A 19306-nucleotide genomic window follows, 5' to 3' on the forward strand; every position below is an offset into this window, starting at 1 on the left:
GTACCGTTGACGGCATGCGGGTGCGGTACCTGTTCGTAGTGGTCCTGACCGCGGTCGTCGTCGGCGGTGCGGGCGAGGCGGTGGCGTCGCCCGCCACCGAACAACTCGGCCGAGTCGGGCCGTTCGGCCAGCTCGCCGAACTGGCCGTGCGCCGGATTCTGCTGGGTGACCTGGTCGCGGCCGCGAAGTTCGGCACGACGCAGCCGATCGACGACCCGGTCCGCGAGAAGCAGGTGCTCGACACGGTCGCCGCGGAGTCGGTGCGGCTGGGGATGGCGCCCGAGCCGAACGTCCGCTTCTTCCAGGCCCAGATCGACGCGAGCAAAGTTGTCCAACGTGGACTGTTCGCCCGGTGGGAACGGCACCCGGCGCAGCGGCCGAGTCACCGACCGGACCTGGCCAAGGAGGTCAGGCCGCAGCTGGACCGGCTGACCACGCAGCTGCTCGACGAGCTGCGCGCCACGCTCCAGGCGCGTAGACCCACCGTGGTGTGCCGGATCTGGCGGATCGAGGCCGAGACGTTCGCCGATTTCGTCCACCGACTGGACAAACTGCACCGGGATGCGGTGTCGGTCTCGCTGCGTCCCGTTTGTTCCCGTTGACCGGACTACTGGTAGTCGCAGCCGGGGTTCGGGTCGTCGACTGACAGCGGTGCGCCTTCCGGCAGGACGTACAGCACATCCAGCACAATCGGTGTCGGGCCCAAGTTCCGGCCGACGTGCACGTTGTCCGTGCCGGGCTGTTCGACGATGGGATCACCCGTCTCGTAAATGCCGTCGAGCGAGCAGTCCGACCGGTTGTGCGTCAGCGTCCCGCCGCGCACCACGCCGTAGAGGGTGCCCAGGTGGTGGTGCCACCCGGTCGACCCGCCCGGGGCGATCGTGATCTCCCGGAGGATGTAGTCCTTGCCGTTGGCTGTCGTCTTGCTGATGATCGTGCCCGTGACACCGCTGGGCGGGGTCGCGCCCGCCACGGGCGCCGTCGAGGTCAGCGCGCTGACGGCCACCGCTGCGGCCAGGGTCATCGCGGTCCTACGCATTCGGTGTCTCCTTCCGCTAGGGTCCATTGTCCACGCGGGTGTCCGTGCGGCTGCCGGGTGGCAACCATCGTGGACTGTCCACTGTCGACGGTCTTCCTGGGCGAATGCCCGAATGGCCACCACACTTTGCGCGAAAACTCCAGGCCGAACGCCTTGTCGACCGTCTTTGGCGGTGTAGCGTCGTTCTTGTCGCACTGCGATGGAGTGCGACAGCCTCCGTAGGCGCTTCGAACGGGTATGAGGGCAGGGCTCGTATCCGTCGTTTCCCGCTGCCGATACCCCCTTCGGTGCCGGGGGGAGCGCGCGAGGCATGGCCTGGTGTGGTGTCGGCGCTGGCGCCACACCAGGTGACATACCGACGTCGTATCGGGAGCCAGGCGAGATGAACCCCACTACTTCTCCACGTGTCGTTGTCCTCGATCGCGAGCAGCGGGAGCTGTTGCGCCTGCTGGCCACCGGTCTGCCGGACACCGCGATCGCACGCCGGATGTCGCTGGCGCCACGCACTCTCGCGCGCCGGATCTCCAGCCTGTACCAGACTCTCCAGGCGGACAACCGGTTCCAGGCCGGTGCGGCGGCTGAGCGGCTCGGCCTGCTCGCCGGTGCCCGTGCGGACGGCCGGGCGGACTCGGTAGCCGTCTGAGCGCATTCGTTCGAACACGTGTTCGACTTGTGATATTTTCTCCGTCGGTGCTGTGGTGTTGATGAGCCGACGGGGATGGACGGACATGCGTAGTCGAGTGATCAGGGTCTACCAGCCGTGGCCGACGCCCGTCCGGGCTGCCTGCTACACCGAGCCCGCCGTGTTACCCGAGATCGACGCGTGGGTGGACCGGCTGCGGGAGCAAGGGCTGGTTCCGCCGGACGTCGACTTCGTGATCAGGGACGGCGGCGGTGGCCCGGTGGGCGTGCTGGACGATCACGAGGGTGAGCACGAGTTGCACCCGGCCGGTTTCCTCGTCTTCGGGCGCGGCAAGCTGCGTGTGCTGGACGAGTCCGCGTTCTTCGGGCAGTACCACGACCCGGCGCGCGAGGAGATCTGAGATCGACCATTGCAAAACTGAAACGTGTTCTAATACTGTGCGGAGCTGTGCGGTACGGAATCGTTCTGTTCACCAGTGATCGCGGCATCGCGCCCGCGGCGGCGGCGGCCGCTGCCGAACGGGCCGGATTCGACTCGTTCTACGTCCCGGAGCACACCCACATCCCGATCAAGCGGGAGTCGCCGCACCCGCGGACGGGCGACGCGTCGCTTCCCGACGACCGGTACATGCGGACGCTGGATCCGTGGGTGGCGCTCGCTTCCGCGGCGTCGGTGACCACGCGGATCAGGCTGGCGACAGCGGTCGCCCTGCCGGTGGAAAGCGATCCGATCACACTAGCCAAGACCATCGCCAGCCTCGACCACCTCTCCGGCGGCCGGGTCACCCTCGGTGCCGGGTTCGGCTGGAACGTGGACGAACTCGCCGACCACGGCGTGCCGGGCGCGAGACGCCGGACCGCGTTGCGCGAGTACCTGGAAGCCATGCGTGCGTTGTGGACGGACGACGAGGCCAGCTACGCCGGGGAATTCGTGTCGTTCGGCCCGAGTTGGGCGTGGCCGAAACCCGCGCAGGCCAGGATCCCGGTGTTGATCGGTGCGGGCGGTACGGAGAAGACCTTCGCCTGGATCGCGCGTTCGGCCGACGGCTGGATCACCACCCCGTACGAAGTGGACATCACCGCACAGGTGGCGTTGTTGCGGGACATCTGGCGAGACGCCGGGCGGCGCGGTCAGCCGACGGTCGTCGCCCTCGGCGGCCGGCCGGACCCAGATCGCCTGGCACACTTGGCATCCATCGGGGTGAGCGAAGCGGTGTTCGGCCTGCCGGACCGGGCCGCGTCGGACGTCGAACCGTGGATCGGCCGCCTCGGCGGCAAACTGGGCCTCCAGGCGAGTTGATCCACACACAGCGCGGGGCACGAAGGCGTGCGGCAGGGCAACATCGACCTTGACCTCGTGAGCGGTTTGTTCGTGTACAAGCATGCGCAATATCCGACAAACCACTCACGAGGGCCCCTCGCGACAAACCACGCACGAAGTCAGAGCAGGTGCTGGGCTTCGGTGAGGACCTTGCGCAGGATCTGTTCGATCTCGTCGAACTGCGGCTGGTCGCAGATCAGCGGCGGGGAGAACTGGATCACCGGCTCGGCCCGGTCGTCGGCGCGGCAGTACAGCCCGGCGTCGAACAGCGCCCCCGACAGGAAGCCGCGCAGCACGCGCTCGCTTTCCTCGGCGGAGAAGGTCTCCTTCGTCGCCTTGTCCTTGACCAGTTCGATGCCGTAGAAGAACCCGGCGCCGCGCACGTCGCCGACGATCGGCAGGTCAGTCAGCTTGTCCAACGTGGACTTGAACGCGGCTTCCTTCGACAGCACGTGGCCGTAGAGGTCCTCGTTCTCCATCAGGTCGAGGTTGGCCATCGCCACCGCGCAGGACACCGGGTGTCCGCCGTAGGTCGAACCGTGCAGGAACGTGGTGGTGCCCGTCAGGTACGGCTCCGTCAGGCGGTCGCTGACCAGCACCGCGCCGAGCGGGGCGTAACCGGAGGTCAGGCCCTTGGCCACGGTGATCATGTCCGGCTGGTAGCCGTAGCGCTTCGCGCCGAAGTCGTGGCCCAGCCTGCCGAACGCGCAGATCACCTCGTCGGACACGAGCAGGACGTCGTACTGGTCGCAGATCTCCCGGACGCGTTCGAAGTACCCGGGCGGCGGCACGAAACAGCCGCCGGTGTTCTGCACGGGCTCGAGGAACACCGCGGCGACGGTGTCCGGGCCTTCCATCTCGATGGCCTGCGCGATCTGGTCGGCGGCCCAGCGGCCGTAGGCCTCCGGGTCGTCGCCGAACACCGGCGCGCGGTAGATGTTGGTGTTCGGGACCTTGATCGCGCTGGGCACCAGCGGTTCGAAGTCCTGCTTGGCCGCCGGGATGCCGGTGATCGACAACGCCCCCTGCGACGTGCCGTGGTAGGCCAGCGAGCGGCTGATCACCTTGTGCTTGGTGGGTTTGCCGGTCAGCTTGAAGTAGTGCTTGGCCAGTTTCCACGCGGTCTCGACGGATTCGCCGCCGCTGACGGTGAAGAACACCCGGTTGAGGTCGCCGGGCGCGGCGGCGGTCATGCGCTCGGCCAGTTCGACGGCGGTCGGGTGGGCCGTGCCCCACAAGGGGAAGTAGCCGAGCTTGCGGGTTTGCTCGGCGGCGGCCTGGGCGAGTTCCTCGCGGCCGTGCCCGACCTGGACGGCGAACAGACCGGCGAGGCCGTCGAGGTAGCGCTTGCCTTCCGCGTCGAACACGTAGGCACCTTCACCGCGCACGATCACCGGCGGCGGCGTGTCGGCGAACGTCGAGTGGCGGGTGAAGTGCATCCACAGGTGCTCGCTGGCGGAACGGGCCAGGTGGGCGGCGTCGTAGGCGGTCATATCTGCTTTATCGCACACCGGCAGCCAGGATGCAAGTGAATCAGTCGTCATTCACCCTCGCGACTACGAAATCCGTCATTCAGGTCGCCTCAAACTACAGATTCCGTTGTCATCGCGTGCCCCACTGGTACGACTGCTTGCGCAGCTTCAGGTAGACCAGCGTCTCGGCCTTGCGCACACCGGGGATCGCGCGGATGCGGGTGGAGATCAGTTCGAGCAGGCTGGCGTCGTCGCTGCAGATCGCCTCGCAGAGGATGTCGAACCGGCCCGCGCACACCACCACGTAGTCGATCCCCTCCATCTCGGCGAGGGCGTCGGCCACCGGGTCGAGCGGGCCGTCCACGTTGATCGCGATCATGGCCTGGCGGAACAGGCCGACCTGCATCGGATCGGTGACCGCGACGATCTGGATCACGCCCGCGTCCGACAGCCGCTGCACCCGTTGGCGCACCGCGGCCTCGGACAGCCCGACGATCTTGCCGATGGTCGAGTACGGCATCCGGCCGTCCTGTTGCAGCTGCTCGATGATCTGTTTGGCGATGTCGTCGAGCAGCGGGGCCGTCGATCGCTCCGGTGCCGTGTTTTTCCGGTTCACGCCGGGCATTATGACCGCTCGGTCAGGCCCCGTTCGGGACGGACGTATCCGGGACGTGTCGCGATGTGAACAACGAAATTCGTAGTTGACGACCGTTGACATCGCGGGATTCGCGTTGTTCGATGCCTCACACCACGGTGTCGTGATGCGAGGAGGCTGGTGGATGACCGAAACAGCGTCTCCCGTCGAGGCCGCGACCGGTGAATCCGGCCGCCCGAGGGCTTTGACCAGGTCGATCGGGGTGTTCGGGGGAACGCTGTTGACGTTGAGCTGTCTGACGCCAGCGTCGTCGTTGTTCGTCGTGGTGCCACCGTTGCTGGGAGAGACGGGCACCGGCACCGCGCTGACGATCGGGTTGGCCGCGCTGCTCTGCGTCGGCGTCGCGCTGTGCTACTCGGAGTTGGGCACGCTCGTGCCCAGCGCGGGCGGCGAGTACGCGATGGTCGGGACAGTCGCCGGACGGTTCGCCGGATGGATGATGTTCGTGCTGTCCCTGATCATCGTGTTGATCATCCCGCCGATCATCGCACTGGGCACCGCCGACTACCTGCACGCGGTGCTGGACGTCGACCCCCGCGTCGCCGGTGCGGTGGTGATGCTGCTCGGCACCCTGATGGGCCTGCTGAACCTGCGTGCCAACGCGTGGATCACCGGCATCTTCCTGGCGCTGGAGATGGTCGCGATCGCCGTCGTGGCGTTCCTCGGGTTCGGCAACGCCCAGCGCCCGGTGTCGGTGCTGGTCAACCCGACGGTCACCGACACGGCCGAGCCGTTGAAGGCGATCACGATCATCGCCGGGCTCGCGGTGGCCCTGTTCGTCCTCCAGGGTTTCTCCACAGCGGTCTACCTGTCCGAGGAAATGCACAACCCCCGTCGTACGGTCGTCCGTACGGTGTTATGGACGTTGGGTATCGGCTCGCTCGTCGTGCTCGTCCCTGTCGTCGCGATCACGTTGGGAGCGCCCGACATCGCGACACTCACCGGCGGCGACATCGCCGCGATGGTGACCGCGTGGAGCACCAGCGGCCTGGGTGTGTTCGTCAGCCTCAGCATCGCGCTCGCGATCATCAACGCGGTCATCGTGATGGTCATCCAGAACTCCCGCGTGCTGTACGCCTCCGCACGCGACCAAACCTGGCCGGACGCGTTGAACAAAGCTCTCAGCACGGTCGGCAACCGGTTCTCGTCGCCATGGGTGTCCACTTTGGTCGTCGGTGTCGGCGGCGCCGCCCTGTGCTTCGTCTCCGTCGACACGCTCAACGGCGTGACCAGCGTTGTCGTCGCCGCTCTCTACCTCGGTGTCGCCGTCGCGTCGCTCACCGGCCGCCGCCGGGCACACCGCGACACACCGGCGTGGCGGATGAAGGGCTGGCCGGTCCTGCCCGCCGTCATCGCCCTGGTGCTGATCCACGTCGTCGTCCAGCAGGCACCGCAGGACCTGTTGATCACCCTCGGCGTGCTGATCGCGGCTACCGTGTACTGGGTGGCGTACCTACGCCCACGCTCAGCCAACCGCTTCCTCGTCACTGTACCGACCGAATGACATCGGAGAATCTGTTGTCCGACAAGCAAGTGTTCCGCAACTTCGTCAACGGCGAGCACGCCGACGCGGCCGACGGGCGCACGCTCGACATCGTCAACCCCGCGACCGGCGAGGTCTACGCCACGTCACCGCTGTCCGGCCAGTCCGATGTGGACGCCGCGTTCGCCGCGGCCGGGACGGCGTTCGACACCTGGCGGGACACCACCCCGGCGGAACGCCAGCTCGCGCTGCTGCGGATCGCCGACGCGCTGGAGGCCCGCGCCGAGGAGTTCGTCGTCCGAGAAGGCGAGAACACCGGTAAACCGCTGGCGGTGACCCGGGTGGAGGAGCTGCCCGTCGCGGTCGACCAGATCCGGTTCTTCGCAGGCGCCGCCCGTGTGCTGGAAGGCAAGTCGGCGGGCGAGTACATGAACGGCTTCACCTCGTACGTCCGCCGCGAGCCGGTCGGCGTGTGTGCGCAGGTCACGCCATGGAACTACCCGCTGATGATGGCGATATGGAAGATCGCGCCCGCCATCGCGGCAGGCAACACCCTGGTGCTCAAGCCGTCGGACACCACCCCGGCCACCACCGTGCTGCTGGCGGAGCTGGCCGCCGAGTTCCTGCCGCCGGGCGTGCTCAACGTCGTCTGCGGCGACCGGGACACCGGTCGTTCACTGGTCACGCACCCCACGCCGCAGATGGTGTCCATCACCGGCTCGGAGCGCGCCGGGATCGAGGTCGCGGGCGCGGCCGCCGCGGACGTCAAACGCGTGCACCTGGAACTGGGCGGCAAGGCGCCGGTCGTGGTGTTCGCCGACGCCGACATCGCCGCCGCGGCCAAGGCGATCGCCGCGGCCGGGTACTTCAACGGTGGCCAGGACTGCACCGCGGCGACCCGTGTGATCGCCGCGGCCGAGGTGCACGACGACTTCGTGGCCGCGCTCGCCGAGGAGGCCAGGCAGACCACGACCGGCACCCCCGACGAGGACGTCTACTACGGCGCGCTGAACAACGCCGGCCAGCTGGACAGGGTCAGCGGCTTCATCGACCGGCTGCCGGACACCGCGACCCTCCACAACGGAGGATCACGGGTCGGTGAGCGCGGCTACTTCTACGCGCCGACCGTGGTTTCCGGGCTGAACCAGGGCGACGAGATCGTCACCGACGAGGTCTTCGGCCCGGTCATCACGGTCCAGCGGTTCGCTGACGAGGCAGAGGCCGTGCGCATGGCCAACAGCGTGCGCTACGGCCTGGCCTCGTCGGTGTGGACGCGCGACCACGCCACGGCGATGCGCACGTCACGGCGGCTGGACTTCGGCTGCGTCTGGGTCAACACCCACATCCCGATGGTCGCCGAGATGCCGCACGGCGGGTTCAAGCACTCCGGCTACGGCAAGGACCTGTCCATGTACGGCCTGGAGGACTACACCAGGATCAAGCACGTGATGTCCGCATTGGACTGAATCTGTCGTTGCTGTACCGGGTGACCCACGAGGCGAGCGTGAGCGCCTCGCGGGTCACCCGCGTTTCTCCGTCGGTCGGTGTGGGGTGACGCGGTGTTGTGATCGTCGCCGAGCCGGGTGAGAAACAGCTGGATGTGGTCACCTGTTCGGGCCGAGTTGTGGTCGGAGCCTGGTATTCCGCGGCGGGGTCTGTTGATGCTTTTGGACATCGGCAGTGTGTCGAGCCATCACATGAACTCCCGAAAGGACTTGTAGATGCGAGTGCAAACGCTCGACCATCACGCCACCGGATACAGCCTCCGACTGGCGTACGGGATGGCCGAGGCCGCGAAACTTGCCTACCAGCCGCGGGACACGATCGAGCGCACCGTCCACGACTGGGGCTTCGACCGCGTCCACCACCACGAAACGACCTTCCGGCCACCGTTCCCCCTTGAGGACACACAGGCCTACACCGCGGCCAGCGACCACATGATCATCACCGCCTTCCGCGGCACGGAACCCAGGAAGATGCAGGACTGGCTGTCCGACGCCACCACACCGCCGTGGCCGGGACCGGCGAACAAGGGGTTCGTGCACTACGGATTCGGCGAAGCCCTGCAATCGATCCACCCACAGGTACGCGACGCCGTCGACGAGTTGTACGACAACGACCAGACGATCTGGTTCACCGGCCACAGCCTCGGTGGCGCCCTCGCCGCACTGGCGGCCATGCGACTGCACTTCGAGGAACCCCACCTGCTCGCCGACGGCGTCTACACGTTCGGCCAGCCACGAGTGTGCGACCGCACGCTCGCCCAGGCACACGACGACGCGTTCCGGGACCGTACTCACCGCTTCGTGAACAACAACGACGTCGTTCCGCAGATGCCGCCGGAACCGGCCTTCCACCACATCTCCGCCACGCACTACATCGACTCCGGCGGCAGGATCCGCGACAAGATGTCCGTGCTCGGCGGCGTCACCGACCGTGCCAAAGGGTTGACTGCGGACCCCTTCGCCCCGGCCAGCGACGGTATCCGTGACCACTCCATGGACCGCTACCTCGATGCGTTGAAGAACGCCGTCCAGGCCGACTAGAGCGAGTCCAGCGCCTGCTCGATGTCGGCCCACAGGTCGTCGGGGTGCTCGACGCCCACGGCGATCCGGACCATGTTCTCGCTGACCCCGGCGGCTGCCAGCTCAGCGGCGGACAGGCCCTTGTGCGACGTGGTCGCCGGGTGCATCACCGTGCTGTCCGTGCCGCCCAGGGACGGCGCGTTCAGCACCAGTTTCAGACTGGTCATGAACTTCGGCGCGTCGGCGACCTCGACGGCGAACGTGGCGCCGTAGTCGCTCAGCAGCTTGGTCGCCCTGCCGTGGCTGGGATGCGTCGGCAACCCCGGGTGGTGCACGGCAGACACTGCCGGGTGCTTCTCCATCCGCTCGGCCAGCGTCTGGGCGCTCTCGCACTGCCGGTTGACCCTGAGCGCCAACGTCTTCAGGCTGCGGATGATCAACCACGCGGTGAACGGATCGACAACCACACCGAGGTTCGTCGCGCGTTTCCACGCATCGAGGTAGAGCTCCTCGGTTGCGAACACGACAACACCGGCGATCACGTCATGGTGCCCACCGAGGTACTTCGACGCCGAGTGGATCACGATGTCGGCGCCGTGCTCGATCGGACGGCACAGCAGCGGTGTCGCGAACGTGCTGTCGATGGCGGTCAGCACGCCGTGGCGGTTGGCTTCGGCGGCGAGCCCGGGCAGGTCGGGGACGAGACCGATCGGATTGGCGATCGTCTCCAGGTACAGCAGCTTGGTCGTCGGTCGCAGTGCGTCAGTCAACTCCGCCGGGTTCACGCCGTCGATGTAGGTCACCTCGACGCCCCACCGCTCGACGAGGTTGTTGAACATCGAGACCGTGCCGCCGTACAGCGCCTTCTGGGCGACGATGTGGTCGCCGTGCCGCAGCGTCGCCTGCAGGACGGCGCTGATCGCGCTGCTGCCCGACGACGTGACCAGCGCGTTCGTGCCACCTTCCAGGTCGGCCATGGCTTCCTCGAGCGCGCGGACGGTCGGGTTGGTGTCACCGCTGTAGCCGAAGCGGTTCGGCGACCCCAGTGCCTCGGCGACCTCGTCCGGGTGCCCGAACCGGAAGTTCGCCGTCTGGTACAGCGGGACGGACACAGGCTGGCCTGGGGAGGGTGCGGTGATCTTCGCCGCTCGGGTTTCTCGGTGCATGATCCGAGTCTGGCCGGAGAATTGGCCCTATGGCAGAGCCAATCTGGCAGAATTGGTCTGGTGACGAGACCGGATGACCTGGTGACCCGGCTCGGCCGCTGGTCGGCCGGGCGCGGTCCGCTGTACCTGCTGCTGGCCGGCCGGATCCGCCGCCTGATCGACGAGGGCGAGCTGCAACCCGGCAGCCCGCTGCCGCCCGACCGCGCGCTGGCCACGGCGCTGGCGGTCGGCCGGACCACGGTGGTGTCCGCGTACGACCTGCTGGCTCAGGAAGGCAAGATCGTCCGGCGCCAGGGCAGCGGGACCAAGGTGTCCACGGCGCCGCTGCGGCCGGACCGACCGGCGGACACCACGAACCCGCTGTTCGTGCACCTGCTCGACCCGATGGACAAGATCGTCCAGCTGACGTGCGCGGCCCCGAACACGATGCCCAGGCCCGTCACGGACGCGTACCGCGCGGCCCTCGACATAGAGATCACCGACGACATCGGCTACCACCCGCTCGGTTACGAAGGCCTGCGGACCGCGCTGGCCGACCGCTACACCGCACGCGGGCTGGCCACGACACCGAGTCAGATCCTGGTCACCACGGGTGCGCAACAGGCGCTGGCGCTGCTCGCCCGGCTCATGATCACGCCGGGTGACAAGGTCGTGGTCGAGGCGCCGACGTACCCCGGCGCCCTGGAGGCGTTCCGCGAGTCCACGGCGGACTTCGTCGGCGTCCCGGTCGGCGACGGCGACGCCCTCGTCCGCGCGATGCGGCAGCGCCCCGCCATCGCGTACGTGATCCCCACGCACCACAACCCGAGTGGTGCGGTGATGCCCGTGCTGACCAGGCAACGCGTCGGCGCCGCCGCCGAGGACCTGGGCGTCCGGCTGATCGAGGACGAGGTGCTGGCCGAGCTGAGTTTCGACGCGGCGACACCGTTGCCGATCGCGGCGTTCGGACCGGCGGTGACGATCGGCTCGCTGAGCAAGGTGGTGTGGGGCGGGCTGCGCGTCGGCTGGGTCCGTGCGCCCGCGTCGGTGATCATGCAGCTGGCCCGGCTGAAGGCCGTGCACGATCTCGGCAGCAACTACATCGGTCAGGTCGCGGCCGTTTCGCTCGTGTCTTCGCTGGACTCCCTGCGGGCGACACGGGTGTCAGCGCTGCGCGCACAGCACAACGCGTTGTGCGCTGCCTTGCACAAGCACCTGCCGTCGTGGACGTTCACCCCTGCGGTCGGCGGCCAGAGCATCTGGGTCCGGCTTCCGCACGGTGACGCGGTGTCCTTCGCGCAACTGGCGCTGCGCCAAGGCGTCGCGGTGCTGCCCGGCGGTTCGCTGGATGTCACCGGTGGCGGCAACGACCACCTGCGGATCCCGTTCATGGAACCCGCCGACGTCCTCACCGACGCTGTCGTCAGGCTCGCCGCGGCCTGGAACGACTACGTCCCAGGCGTGCCTTCGGCCTCGCTCACGACCCTAGTGGTCTGAACGTCAACTCGATGCTGGCCGCGTGTGCGTGCAACTCGTGCTGCGGCAGCACACCGGGGCCGCACGACGCCGTGCCGAGCCCGTTCTGGGCGATGTCCAGGTTCAGGTGGATCCATTCGCCCGGTTCGAGATCGGTGGTGTGGTCCGCGGCGTCCAGGTCTTCCGACGTCCAGCGCCTCGCGGTGAACTCGAATGTCGGTGCGCCTTCGATCCTGATGCCCCTGCCGGTGTCGTCGGTGAGCTCGGCCCAGCGGACTTCCGCGCGGTTGCCGTTCTCCTGCGGGAAGACGTACGGCGTCTGCATCTCGTCCACCGTCGACTGGAATCTGCCAACGCCCGCGGCTTGCTTGCTGTCCGCGTAGGCCTCGCCGGGGCCACGGCCGAACCACTCGACGTTGCCGAACTGCCGCGGTATGGCCATTTTGAGGCCGAGCCGGGGGAGTGTGCACGGCCATTCGCCGTCCGGCTCGATGTCGGCCTTCAGGTGCAGTTCGGCTTCGTCACCGGTCCAGGTGTAGGTGACCAGCATGCCTTCGGCGCGAGCAGGCGCGGCGACTCGGGTCTGTTCGTCGCTGATCACCCTGTGCTGCAAGCGGTGCAGCCCGGCTTTGCGCCAGTGCGGTTCGCCTTCGGCCCGGTCGTTCTCGGTCGGTGCCCGCCAGAGATCCAGCTTCGGCGGGACGATCGGGATTCCGCCGATGCTGTGGGGTGTTTTCGTTCTCGGCTTCGGGGTGGTGTTCCTGCTTTGCTGACGGGGTTTGACGTTGAGTTGTCCCCATGCGATCGGGTGATTCGCACTCGCCCAGGCCGTGTCCTTGGCCAGCGCGGCCGTGACCGTGACCCAGGACTCACCTGTCGTCTCGGGCAGTTCCGGCAGGTCGAGCGTGATTTCCTGGCCTGGCCGGAGCCGGGGCACCGGCAGGGTCCCCGCAGCGATCTCGACCCCTTCCTCTTCGAGTTTCCACGCGAAACTCAGGTGCTCAAGGCCGGAATAGTCGTAATGATCAGCCACCACAACTTCCCACTTGCCCACACCCAGCCCGGATCCCGCCTCCGCCGCCCCTTGCCCCGGTAGGCTGGACAGGGGACGCCCCCCGGGAGTGGCGGGGGATGCCTTCTGGGGGTTTGGGGGCGAATCAAAGGCTGTCGGGCCTGGGTTTCGGGGTGCTTCAAGCGTTGTCGGGGTGGCGTTTTGGGGCGATTCCAGGGTTTCCGAGGTGAGGTCTTGGGGCGGTTCGGGGGTTTCCGGGTTGTCCGATCGCGGGGGCGCTGGGCTGATTCGGACGGGTTCGAAGATCTTCTTGAGCTCGCGCAGGCCGGGTGAAGGGGTGCGGTCCGGGAACACCAGGCCGTCGATCACGAAGCTGCCGTCGTGGATCGTCTCGCCGAAGTCGCCACCATACGCGTAGAACGTGCGGCCCGCCGAGTCCTGTTGTGCGATGCCGTGGTCGAGCCATTCCCAGATGAAGCCGCCTTGACAGCGCGGGTACTTCTCGAACAGCTCCCGGTACTCCAGCAGCCCACCGGGCCCGTTGCCCATCGCGTGCGCGTACTCGCACTGGATGAACGGCATCGTCGTGGTGCGGCCGATTTCGTCGACTTCCGCGTGGGTGGCGTACATGCGACTGTAGACGTCCACGTATTCGCACGCGGCGTCGCCTTCGTAGTGCACCGGGCGGGTCGAGTCGCGGGATCGGGTCCAGGCCGCCATGGCCGCGAGGTTGCGGCCGGTGTGGGATTCGTTGCCCAGTGACCACATGATGATGCTGGGGTGGTTCTTGTCGCGCTCGACCATCCGCCTCATGCGGTTCAGGTACGCGGCTTCCCAGCGTGGGTCGTCGCTGGGGTTGCGGTCCCAGTCCACCTCGGAGAAGCCGTGGGTTTCCAGGTCGCACTCGTCGATCACCCACAGCCCGTACTCGTCGCACAGGTCGAGGAACGCCGGGTGGGGCGGGTAGTGCGAGGTTCGTACCGCGTTGATGTTGTGTTGCTTCATCAGCAGCACGTCGGCGCGCGCGGTCTCGTACGGCACGGCGCGACCCAGAGTGGGGTGGTGCTCGTGCCGGTTGACGCCTCTCAGCATGATCGCCGTGCCGTTGACCTTCAGCTGTCCGTCCTCAATGGTCACGGTGCGGAAGCCGATCCGCAGCGGCACACGCTCGTAATCGGACGCCAGGTATCCGTCGTACAGGCGTGGGTTCTCGGCGGTCCACGGTTCGACAGGGCCCGCGTCGATCGGCGCGTCGACCGGCGCACGCAAGATGCCCAGCTCCGGAATGGACAGCCGTGCCACGCCGTCCACCTCCACCCGCAGCTGCCCTTGGCCCGTGGTGTGGTCGTAGTCGGCGCGTACCCAGTAGTCCGAGATGCCGCCCGCGGGTCTGGCCAGCAGGGTGACGTCCCGGAAGATCCCGGACAGCCACCACATGTCCTGGTCCTCCAGGTAGCTGCCCGACGACCACTGGTGCACGCGTACCGCCAGCACGTTTGCGCGTTCCCGCAGCAGGCCGGTCACGTCGAACTCGACGGGTAGCCTGCTTCCCCGTGTCACGCCCAGTTCAGTCCCGTTGAGCCAAATCCGGCCGCACGAGTCGATACCGTCGAACCGCAGCACGGCGGGTTCTCGTAGCCAGGACGCGGCCACGTCGAACGTCAGGCGGTAGTCACCTGTCGGATTGTCCGACGGCACGTGCGGCGGGTCGACCGGGAACGGGTACTGCACGTTGGTGTACGCGGGTTTGCCGAAGCCGTGCATCTGCCAGTTCGACGGCACCGCCGAAGTGGACCAGCCCGAGTCGTCGAACGTGTCCCGCTCGATGCCTGCGGGCGCGTCCGCCGGGGTGGGGGACAGGTGGAAGCGCCAGTCGCCGTTGAGACTCAACGACGGCGCGTCCGACGAGAAGGCGGAACGGGGTGGCAGGGCGCCGTGCCCCGGGGACACGTCGTCAATGTAGGACATGCTCACCTTTTCAGCTCTTCGCCGCTCCTGCGGCACCGCGTGTCCACCGTTCCAGCACGTGCTTCCGGCACGATGTGATCGGTCACGTGACCGGTCACGTCTGGTGAGTGTGGAACGGCCCCCGCCTCGCTGTCAAGGATTACGCGGAGCCCCGCAGCAGGAGCGTGCCTTTGACCGTGGCGATGTCCGGTTTCGACCCGGCGAGCAACTGGCCGACCTGGCCGATCGCGATCGCGCCGACCTCGCGCGTGTCGATCCGCACGCTGGACAGCGGCGGTTCGACCATGCTGCCGATCACCAGCCCGTCGAACCCGATCACCGCGAACTCGGCGGGGACCCGCCTGCCGAGCAGCCGCGCCTGGAACATCGCGCCGATCGCGATCACGTCGTTGTACGTGAGGATCGCGTCCAGTTCCGGGTGCTCGCCGAGCATGGCGGCCATGGCACGCTGGCCGCCCTCGATCGACTGCGCCGCCACGCCGGCGTACGTCGGCAAACCGCGTTCCGCCATGGATTCCCGGTACCACGTGTACCGGACGCTGGCCTTGCCGTGGTGGTCGTGGTCGAGCATGCCGATGTGCCGCCTGCCGCTGTCGGCCAGGTGGGCGACGGCCGCGCGCACCCCGTCCTCGCCGTCCACCCTGATCTGGCCGAACCGGGAGCCGACGACCTCGCGTCCGATCTGGACGACCGGCATCCCGCCGGTGTACCGGTCGATCACGTCGTCGGGCTGGCCGAAGTACCCGACCACAGCGTCCACTTGCGACCCGAGCATGCCGAGTGTGGACAGTTCCTGTGCGTCGTCGTCGGCGGTGTCGTAGACGACGACGTGCCAGTCGCGCCGCCGCGCGGCCTCCAGCGCGCCCGCCGCGACCTCGGTGAAGTACGGGTTGAGCAGGTTGGGGATGACCAGGCCGACCGACGTGCTGTCCTGCCGGACGAGCCCGCGTGCGAACCGGCTCGGCCGATACCCGAGGCGTTTGGCGGTGTCGAGCACGCGCTGCTTGGTGGTCGTGTCGATTTCGCCTTTGTCGTTCAGCGCTCGCGACACCGTCTGGTATGACACCCCGGCCGACTTCGCGACGTCCCGGATCGTTATCCGTTTGCCCGGCACCGGCCCACCCGTCATTTCGTCGACGTTAGCAGCACGCCTCTTGATTCGCGCCGATCGCTGCGCCTACGCTGAGGACCCCGCCGCCTCTGGGAACCCTGCACCGGAGGATTCTGTGGCAAAGAAAATCCCCATTCTCGCCGCCGTGCTCGTCGGCGCCGGCAGTCTCATGCTGTCGGCACCCGCCGCGACCGCGCAGGTCGACGGATCGGGCTGGTCGTCCTACTCTCCCGGATACTCGACCCAGCAACAGGGCTGCGGCACGGTCAGCGGGCTGACCTTCAGCCTCAGCTGCACCTCCACCAGCGGCGTGCAACGAGCCGAGCGCCGCTACGACACCTACTGCGGTGGAAACCGCCAGTTCCAGGGCACGTTCAAGGTCAACAGCATGTCCGGGGACCGGATCAGCCTGAAGCAGACGTTCGGCCCGTCGGACGCGGACTTCATGCTCGCGGTCGACAGCGGGCGCAGGCTGTACTCCGTGCGCGGGGGTGGCGCGACCATCGCACCGGCCGGAACCGCCCCGAACGGCCGGTCGGTCACGGTCAACACGGTGCACTCCGGCTCGACGCACAAGATCTACGTCAACGGCCAGCTGAAGCTGACGTACGGCGGACTGAGCGGTTGCCACTACGACAAGTTCGGCGCCTACCGCACCGACAGCGGAAAGGGCGCCATTTCGGTGACCTGGAGCAACATCAGGTTCTGGCAGAAGTGATCAGGCAACTGGTGGCGGTGTCGCTCGTGGTGCTGGCCGGGTGTTCGGCCGGCCCCGCGGGCGACGCCCCGAACCTCACGGCGACATTGGTGGCACCTGTCGACGTCGACCTGGCGTGACGCGCCGCGGACGCGACGGCGGCCGGTCAGGTGGTCGAGTACGCCAACGAGGAGAACGGGCCGTACACAATCCTCGATTTCCTCCCGGTGACCACGACTTCCTACCAGCACACGGATCTGATCCCGCGGACGAAGTTCTTCTACCGGGTCCGGCCGTACTACGGCGCCGCGTCGCCGCCGTCGTCAGCGGTCGCGACGGCGGACAGCGTGACGTTGACGTGGAACGACAAGAGCACCGACGAGGAAGGCTTCATCGTCGAGATCAAGGCCGAAGGCGCGCCGGACTTCACAATGGCCGCGATGGTGGATCCGAACGTCACGACCTACGAGTTGAGCGTGCGCCCGGAGGAAGGAAAAGGGACATATCGGATACGGCCGTACGTGTTCGGCGCGTCGACCAACATCGCCAACCAGACAACGGGTTCGGCTTAGTAGGGTTCTCGTGTGGCGACTTGGGATGAGCTTGCGGCGTACGTCCGGACCGAATACGACGTCATCTCCGACGAACCAGGCGAGATACGCCTGGAGTACACCTTCGACGAGGAAAGCGACCGCACCCAGGTGATGATCGTGGTGCGCGAGGAACTGGACCGGAAGTACGAATGGGTCCAGATAGCCACCCCGCTCGGCCTGGCCAAGGACTGCGACCTGCACCGGTTGCTGGAAACGATCGGTCACACGACGGTGTCGGGTGGCGCGGCCATCATGGGCGAGCACATCGTGATCCGGCACTCGCTGCCGCTGGAGAACCTCGACATCAACGAGTTCACGGACCCGTTGGCGCTGATCGCGGGGGCGGCTGACGAGCTCGAGTCGGAATTCTTTGGCGGCGACTACTACTGACCGGGCATACTGGCGTCGATCTGGCCACCGGCGGAGGGAGTCGAAGTGCGCGTGACCGTGGGTGTGATTGCCGCTTCGATTCGAGGGTTCTGACGGTTCTCGGTTTTGGTGTCTGTCTTTGGCCCTCTGTGGGTTGAAGACGGTCCCTCGCCGGGGGGCTGACCTCTGGGCAGGAGGTTCTTCGCGGGGGTGTTCTTCCGCCCAGGCCGACGGGCAGGAGACACCCCCGAAGCACCACTCTGCGCTGGCGCGCAGGGCCGCAAACCCCTCTGCTTGCCCGCACCCCCCGGGGCCGGGCTGCGGTTGCTTGCCTGGTTGAAGTCGCAGGCCTGGCTGCGGTTGCTCTGCGCTGGCGCAGGCCGTGAACCTCTGCGTTGGCGCATGGGCTGGTTGTGCGCTTGCGCAGGCTGGCTGTGGTTGTGGACAACCGGGCGTAGTTGATCACTGCGTGGCTGGCGTTGTCGGCACCTGCCGATAGGCTGGATTCCGGGGGCCGGAGGCTGCTCTTCCCGCCGCCGCTTTCCTCGTGTCGAAGCGGTCATCCGTCATGACCGTTTCGATTGACTGAGGAGCTTTCTTTTGTGTGCCCGGATTTCGGTGCGGTTCGACTTCGCCAAGTTGTGGACCGCTTCCGCTGTTTCCAATATCGGTGACGGGGTGACCATGGCCGCGGGGCCATTGTTGGTTGCTCAACTGACGGATGATCCCGCGTGGGTCGCGGGTGCTGCCTTTGTTCAACAACTGCCGTGGCTGTTGTTCGCACTGGTGAGCGGGGCTTATGTCGATCGGGTTGATCGGCGGCGGCTCATCGTCGTGGTCAATGTTCTCAGGGGCCTCGCTCTTGGTGGTCTCGCCGCCGCGATCGCCACTGGCGTGGCTGTGATTCCCGTGATCTACGTCGTCTTCTTCATGCTCGGTGTCGGGGAGAGCTTGGCGGACACGGCCTCCGCCGCGCTCCTGCCAGCCATCGTGCCGCCGGAAAGACTGCCGTCGGCCAACGCGAAGCTGATGGCCACGTTCACCGTCAACAACCAGTTCATCGCGAAACCGTTGGGGGCGTGGCTGTTCGCCTCGGCCGCCGCGTTGCCGTTCGCCTTCGACGCGGCGACGTTCCTGCTCGCGGCGGGCCTGCTGGCGACGCTCCGGCAGGTTCCCGGCAGGCCGGAACCCAAGAACACCAACCTGAGGGCCGACATCGCCGAAGGCGTGAACTGGTTGATGAACCACCGTCTGCTCAGGACCCTCGCGTTGACGATGTCCGCGGCCAATGTCGTCTTCTGCGGTGGGTTCGCCGTGTTCGTGCTCTACGTGAAGCAGCGGCTCGGTCTCGACGACCTCGGCTACGGCCTGCTGCTCACGACCTTCGCCGTCGGCGGACTGGTCGGCACGTTGGTCACGCCACGGCTGGCGCGTCTGGTTCCCGCCAAGGTGCTGCTCAGGGGCGGTCTTGTTGTCGAGACCCTCACGCACCTCGCACTGGCCGCGACGCAACTGTGGCAGGTCGCGGCGGCGGTTCTGGTGTTGTTCGGTGTGCACACCATGGTGTGGGGCACCATTGTCGTCACCATCCGACAGCGGGACGTGCCCAGCGGCTTGCTGGGACGGGTCACCAGCGCCTACTCGCTGGTGGACTTCGGGGGAGCGGCCGTCGGTTCGTTGCTCGGCGGGGCGTTCGCCCGGATGCTCGGCATCACAGCCCCCTACTGGATCGCGGCGGTGGTGATGGTGCTGATCAGCGCGGTGGCGTGGCGGCCGTTGCGGGAAGCCTGAAAGATTC

General features: G+C 67.4%; 19 protein-coding genes. 13 read left to right on the forward strand and 6 right to left on the reverse strand.

Translation table 11 applies throughout. The features are described from left to right. Positions 1-14 precede the first annotated feature (14 nt). Positions 15-602, forward strand: a complete 588-nt coding sequence (gene aroQ, locus ALI144C_RS11240) for a gamma subclass chorismate mutase AroQ (RefSeq protein WP_076986986.1) — start codon at positions 15-17, stop codon at positions 600-602. A gap of 5 nt (positions 603-607) precedes the next feature. On the opposite strand, the gene ALI144C_RS11245 is transcribed toward aroQ, so the two are convergent. Next, positions 608-1039, reverse strand: a complete 432-nt coding sequence (locus tag ALI144C_RS11245; RefSeq protein ID WP_076986987.1) for a cupin — start codon at positions 1037-1039, stop codon at positions 608-610. Between the two features lie 382 nt (positions 1040-1421). Here ALI144C_RS11245 and ALI144C_RS11250 point away from each other — a divergent pair, with 382 nt between their 5' ends. The 3 genes from ALI144C_RS11250 to ALI144C_RS11260 all read left to right on the forward strand — a co-directional run bounded on the left by ALI144C_RS11250 (position 1422) and on the right by ALI144C_RS11260 (position 2981). Further along, a complete protein-coding gene (locus tag ALI144C_RS11250) occupies positions 1422-1682 on the forward strand; it encodes a LuxR C-terminal-related transcriptional regulator (RefSeq protein ID WP_076986988.1) in 261 nt (86 codons plus the stop codon). A gap of 85 nt (positions 1683-1767) precedes the next feature. Further along, positions 1768-2082 carry a hypothetical protein gene (locus tag ALI144C_RS11255; protein WP_143230573.1) on the forward strand — a complete coding sequence of 105 codons (315 nt, stop codon included), beginning with the start codon at positions 1768-1770 and terminating at the stop codon, positions 2080-2082. Between the two features lie 47 nt (positions 2083-2129). Beyond that, positions 2130-2981 (forward strand): LLM class F420-dependent oxidoreductase, encoded by an 852-nt coding sequence (locus ALI144C_RS11260; RefSeq protein ID WP_076986990.1) that lies wholly within the window; start codon positions 2130-2132, stop codon positions 2979-2981. A 140-nt stretch (positions 2982-3121) separates the two neighbouring features. Here ALI144C_RS11260 and ALI144C_RS11265 read toward each other — a convergent pair whose 3' ends face one another. Both ALI144C_RS11265 and ALI144C_RS11270 read right to left on the reverse strand, forming a co-directional pair. Then, a complete protein-coding gene (locus ALI144C_RS11265; RefSeq protein WP_076986991.1) occupies positions 3122-4495 on the reverse strand; it encodes an aspartate aminotransferase family protein in 1374 nt (457 codons plus the stop codon). 109 nt (positions 4496-4604) lie between these two features. Further along, positions 4605-5099: an Lrp/AsnC family transcriptional regulator gene (locus ALI144C_RS11270; protein WP_076986992.1), complete on the reverse strand. Its 495-nt coding sequence runs from the start codon at positions 5097-5099 to the stop codon at positions 4605-4607. 154 nt (positions 5100-5253) lie between these two features. Between ALI144C_RS11270 and ALI144C_RS11275 the strand changes: the two genes are divergently transcribed. The 3 genes from ALI144C_RS11275 to ALI144C_RS11285 all read left to right on the forward strand — a co-directional run bounded on the left by ALI144C_RS11275 (position 5254) and on the right by ALI144C_RS11285 (position 9158). Beyond that, on the forward strand, positions 5254-6633 hold the full coding sequence (locus tag ALI144C_RS11275) for an APC family permease (protein ID WP_076987087.1): 1380 nt from the start codon (positions 5254-5256) through the stop codon (positions 6631-6633). After that, the gene (locus tag ALI144C_RS11280) at positions 6630-8078 is read left to right on the forward strand and encodes an aminobutyraldehyde dehydrogenase (protein WP_143230574.1); all 1449 of its coding nucleotides are present in this window, start codon (positions 6630-6632) and stop codon (positions 8076-8078) included. Before ALI144C_RS11275 ends, ALI144C_RS11280 begins: the two co-directional genes overlap by 4 nt. Positions 8079-8333: 255 nt before the next feature. Continuing rightward, positions 8334-9158: a lipase family protein gene (locus ALI144C_RS11285; protein WP_193441172.1), complete on the forward strand. Its 825-nt coding sequence runs from the start codon at positions 8334-8336 to the stop codon at positions 9156-9158. Here ALI144C_RS11285 and ALI144C_RS11290 read toward each other — a convergent pair. Further along, on the reverse strand, positions 9155-10303 hold the full coding sequence (locus ALI144C_RS11290; RefSeq protein ID WP_076986993.1) for a trans-sulfuration enzyme family protein: 1149 nt from the start codon (positions 10301-10303) through the stop codon (positions 9155-9157). The genes ALI144C_RS11285 and ALI144C_RS11290 overlap by 4 nt on opposite strands. A gap of 60 nt (positions 10304-10363) precedes the next feature. On the opposite strand from ALI144C_RS11290, the gene yczR reads away from it, so the two are divergent. Next, a complete protein-coding gene (gene yczR, locus ALI144C_RS11295) occupies positions 10364-11779 on the forward strand; it encodes a MocR-like transcription factor YczR (protein WP_076986994.1) in 1416 nt (471 codons plus the stop codon). Here yczR and ALI144C_RS57350 read toward each other — a convergent pair. Together ALI144C_RS57350 and ALI144C_RS11305 are read right to left on the reverse strand one after the other, a co-directional pair. Then, a complete protein-coding gene (locus ALI144C_RS57350) occupies positions 11760-14738 on the reverse strand; it encodes a glycoside hydrolase family 2 TIM barrel-domain containing protein (RefSeq protein ID WP_076986995.1) in 2979 nt (992 codons plus the stop codon). The genes yczR and ALI144C_RS57350 overlap by 20 nt on opposite strands. Positions 14739-14877: 139 nt before the next feature. Next, a complete protein-coding gene (locus tag ALI144C_RS11305; RefSeq protein WP_143230575.1) occupies positions 14878-15867 on the reverse strand; it encodes a LacI family DNA-binding transcriptional regulator in 990 nt (329 codons plus the stop codon). 151 nt (positions 15868-16018) lie between these two features. Between ALI144C_RS11305 and ALI144C_RS11310 the strand changes: the two genes are divergently transcribed. The 5 genes from ALI144C_RS11310 to ALI144C_RS11325 all read left to right on the forward strand — a co-directional run bounded on the left by ALI144C_RS11310 (position 16019) and on the right by ALI144C_RS11325 (position 19299). Then, positions 16019-16567 (forward strand): hypothetical protein, encoded by a 549-nt coding sequence (locus ALI144C_RS11310; RefSeq protein WP_143230591.1) that lies wholly within the window; start codon positions 16019-16021, stop codon positions 16565-16567. Beyond that, complete coding sequence (locus ALI144C_RS58380) at positions 16564-16686, forward strand: hypothetical protein (protein ID WP_269086668.1); 123 nt, start codon at positions 16564-16566, stop codon at positions 16684-16686. Before ALI144C_RS11310 ends, ALI144C_RS58380 begins: the two co-directional genes overlap by 4 nt. 30 nt (positions 16687-16716) lie before the next feature. Beyond that, the gene (locus ALI144C_RS11315; RefSeq protein ID WP_083752937.1) at positions 16717-17118 is read left to right on the forward strand and encodes a fibronectin type III domain-containing protein; all 402 of its coding nucleotides are present in this window, start codon (positions 16717-16719) and stop codon (positions 17116-17118) included. A 12-nt stretch (positions 17119-17130) separates the two neighbouring features. Continuing rightward, positions 17131-17529 carry a hypothetical protein gene (locus ALI144C_RS11320; protein WP_076986996.1) on the forward strand — a complete coding sequence of 133 codons (399 nt, stop codon included), beginning with the start codon at positions 17131-17133 and terminating at the stop codon, positions 17527-17529. Between the two features lie 597 nt (positions 17530-18126). Further along, positions 18127-19299, forward strand: a complete 1173-nt coding sequence (locus tag ALI144C_RS11325; protein WP_202818923.1) for an MFS transporter — start codon at positions 18127-18129, stop codon at positions 19297-19299. Positions 19300-19306: the final 7 nt, after the last annotated feature.

Source organism: Actinosynnema sp. ALI-1.44, assembly GCF_001984155.1.
Classification (GTDB): domain Bacteria; phylum Actinomycetota; class Actinomycetes; order Mycobacteriales; family Pseudonocardiaceae; genus Kibdelosporangium.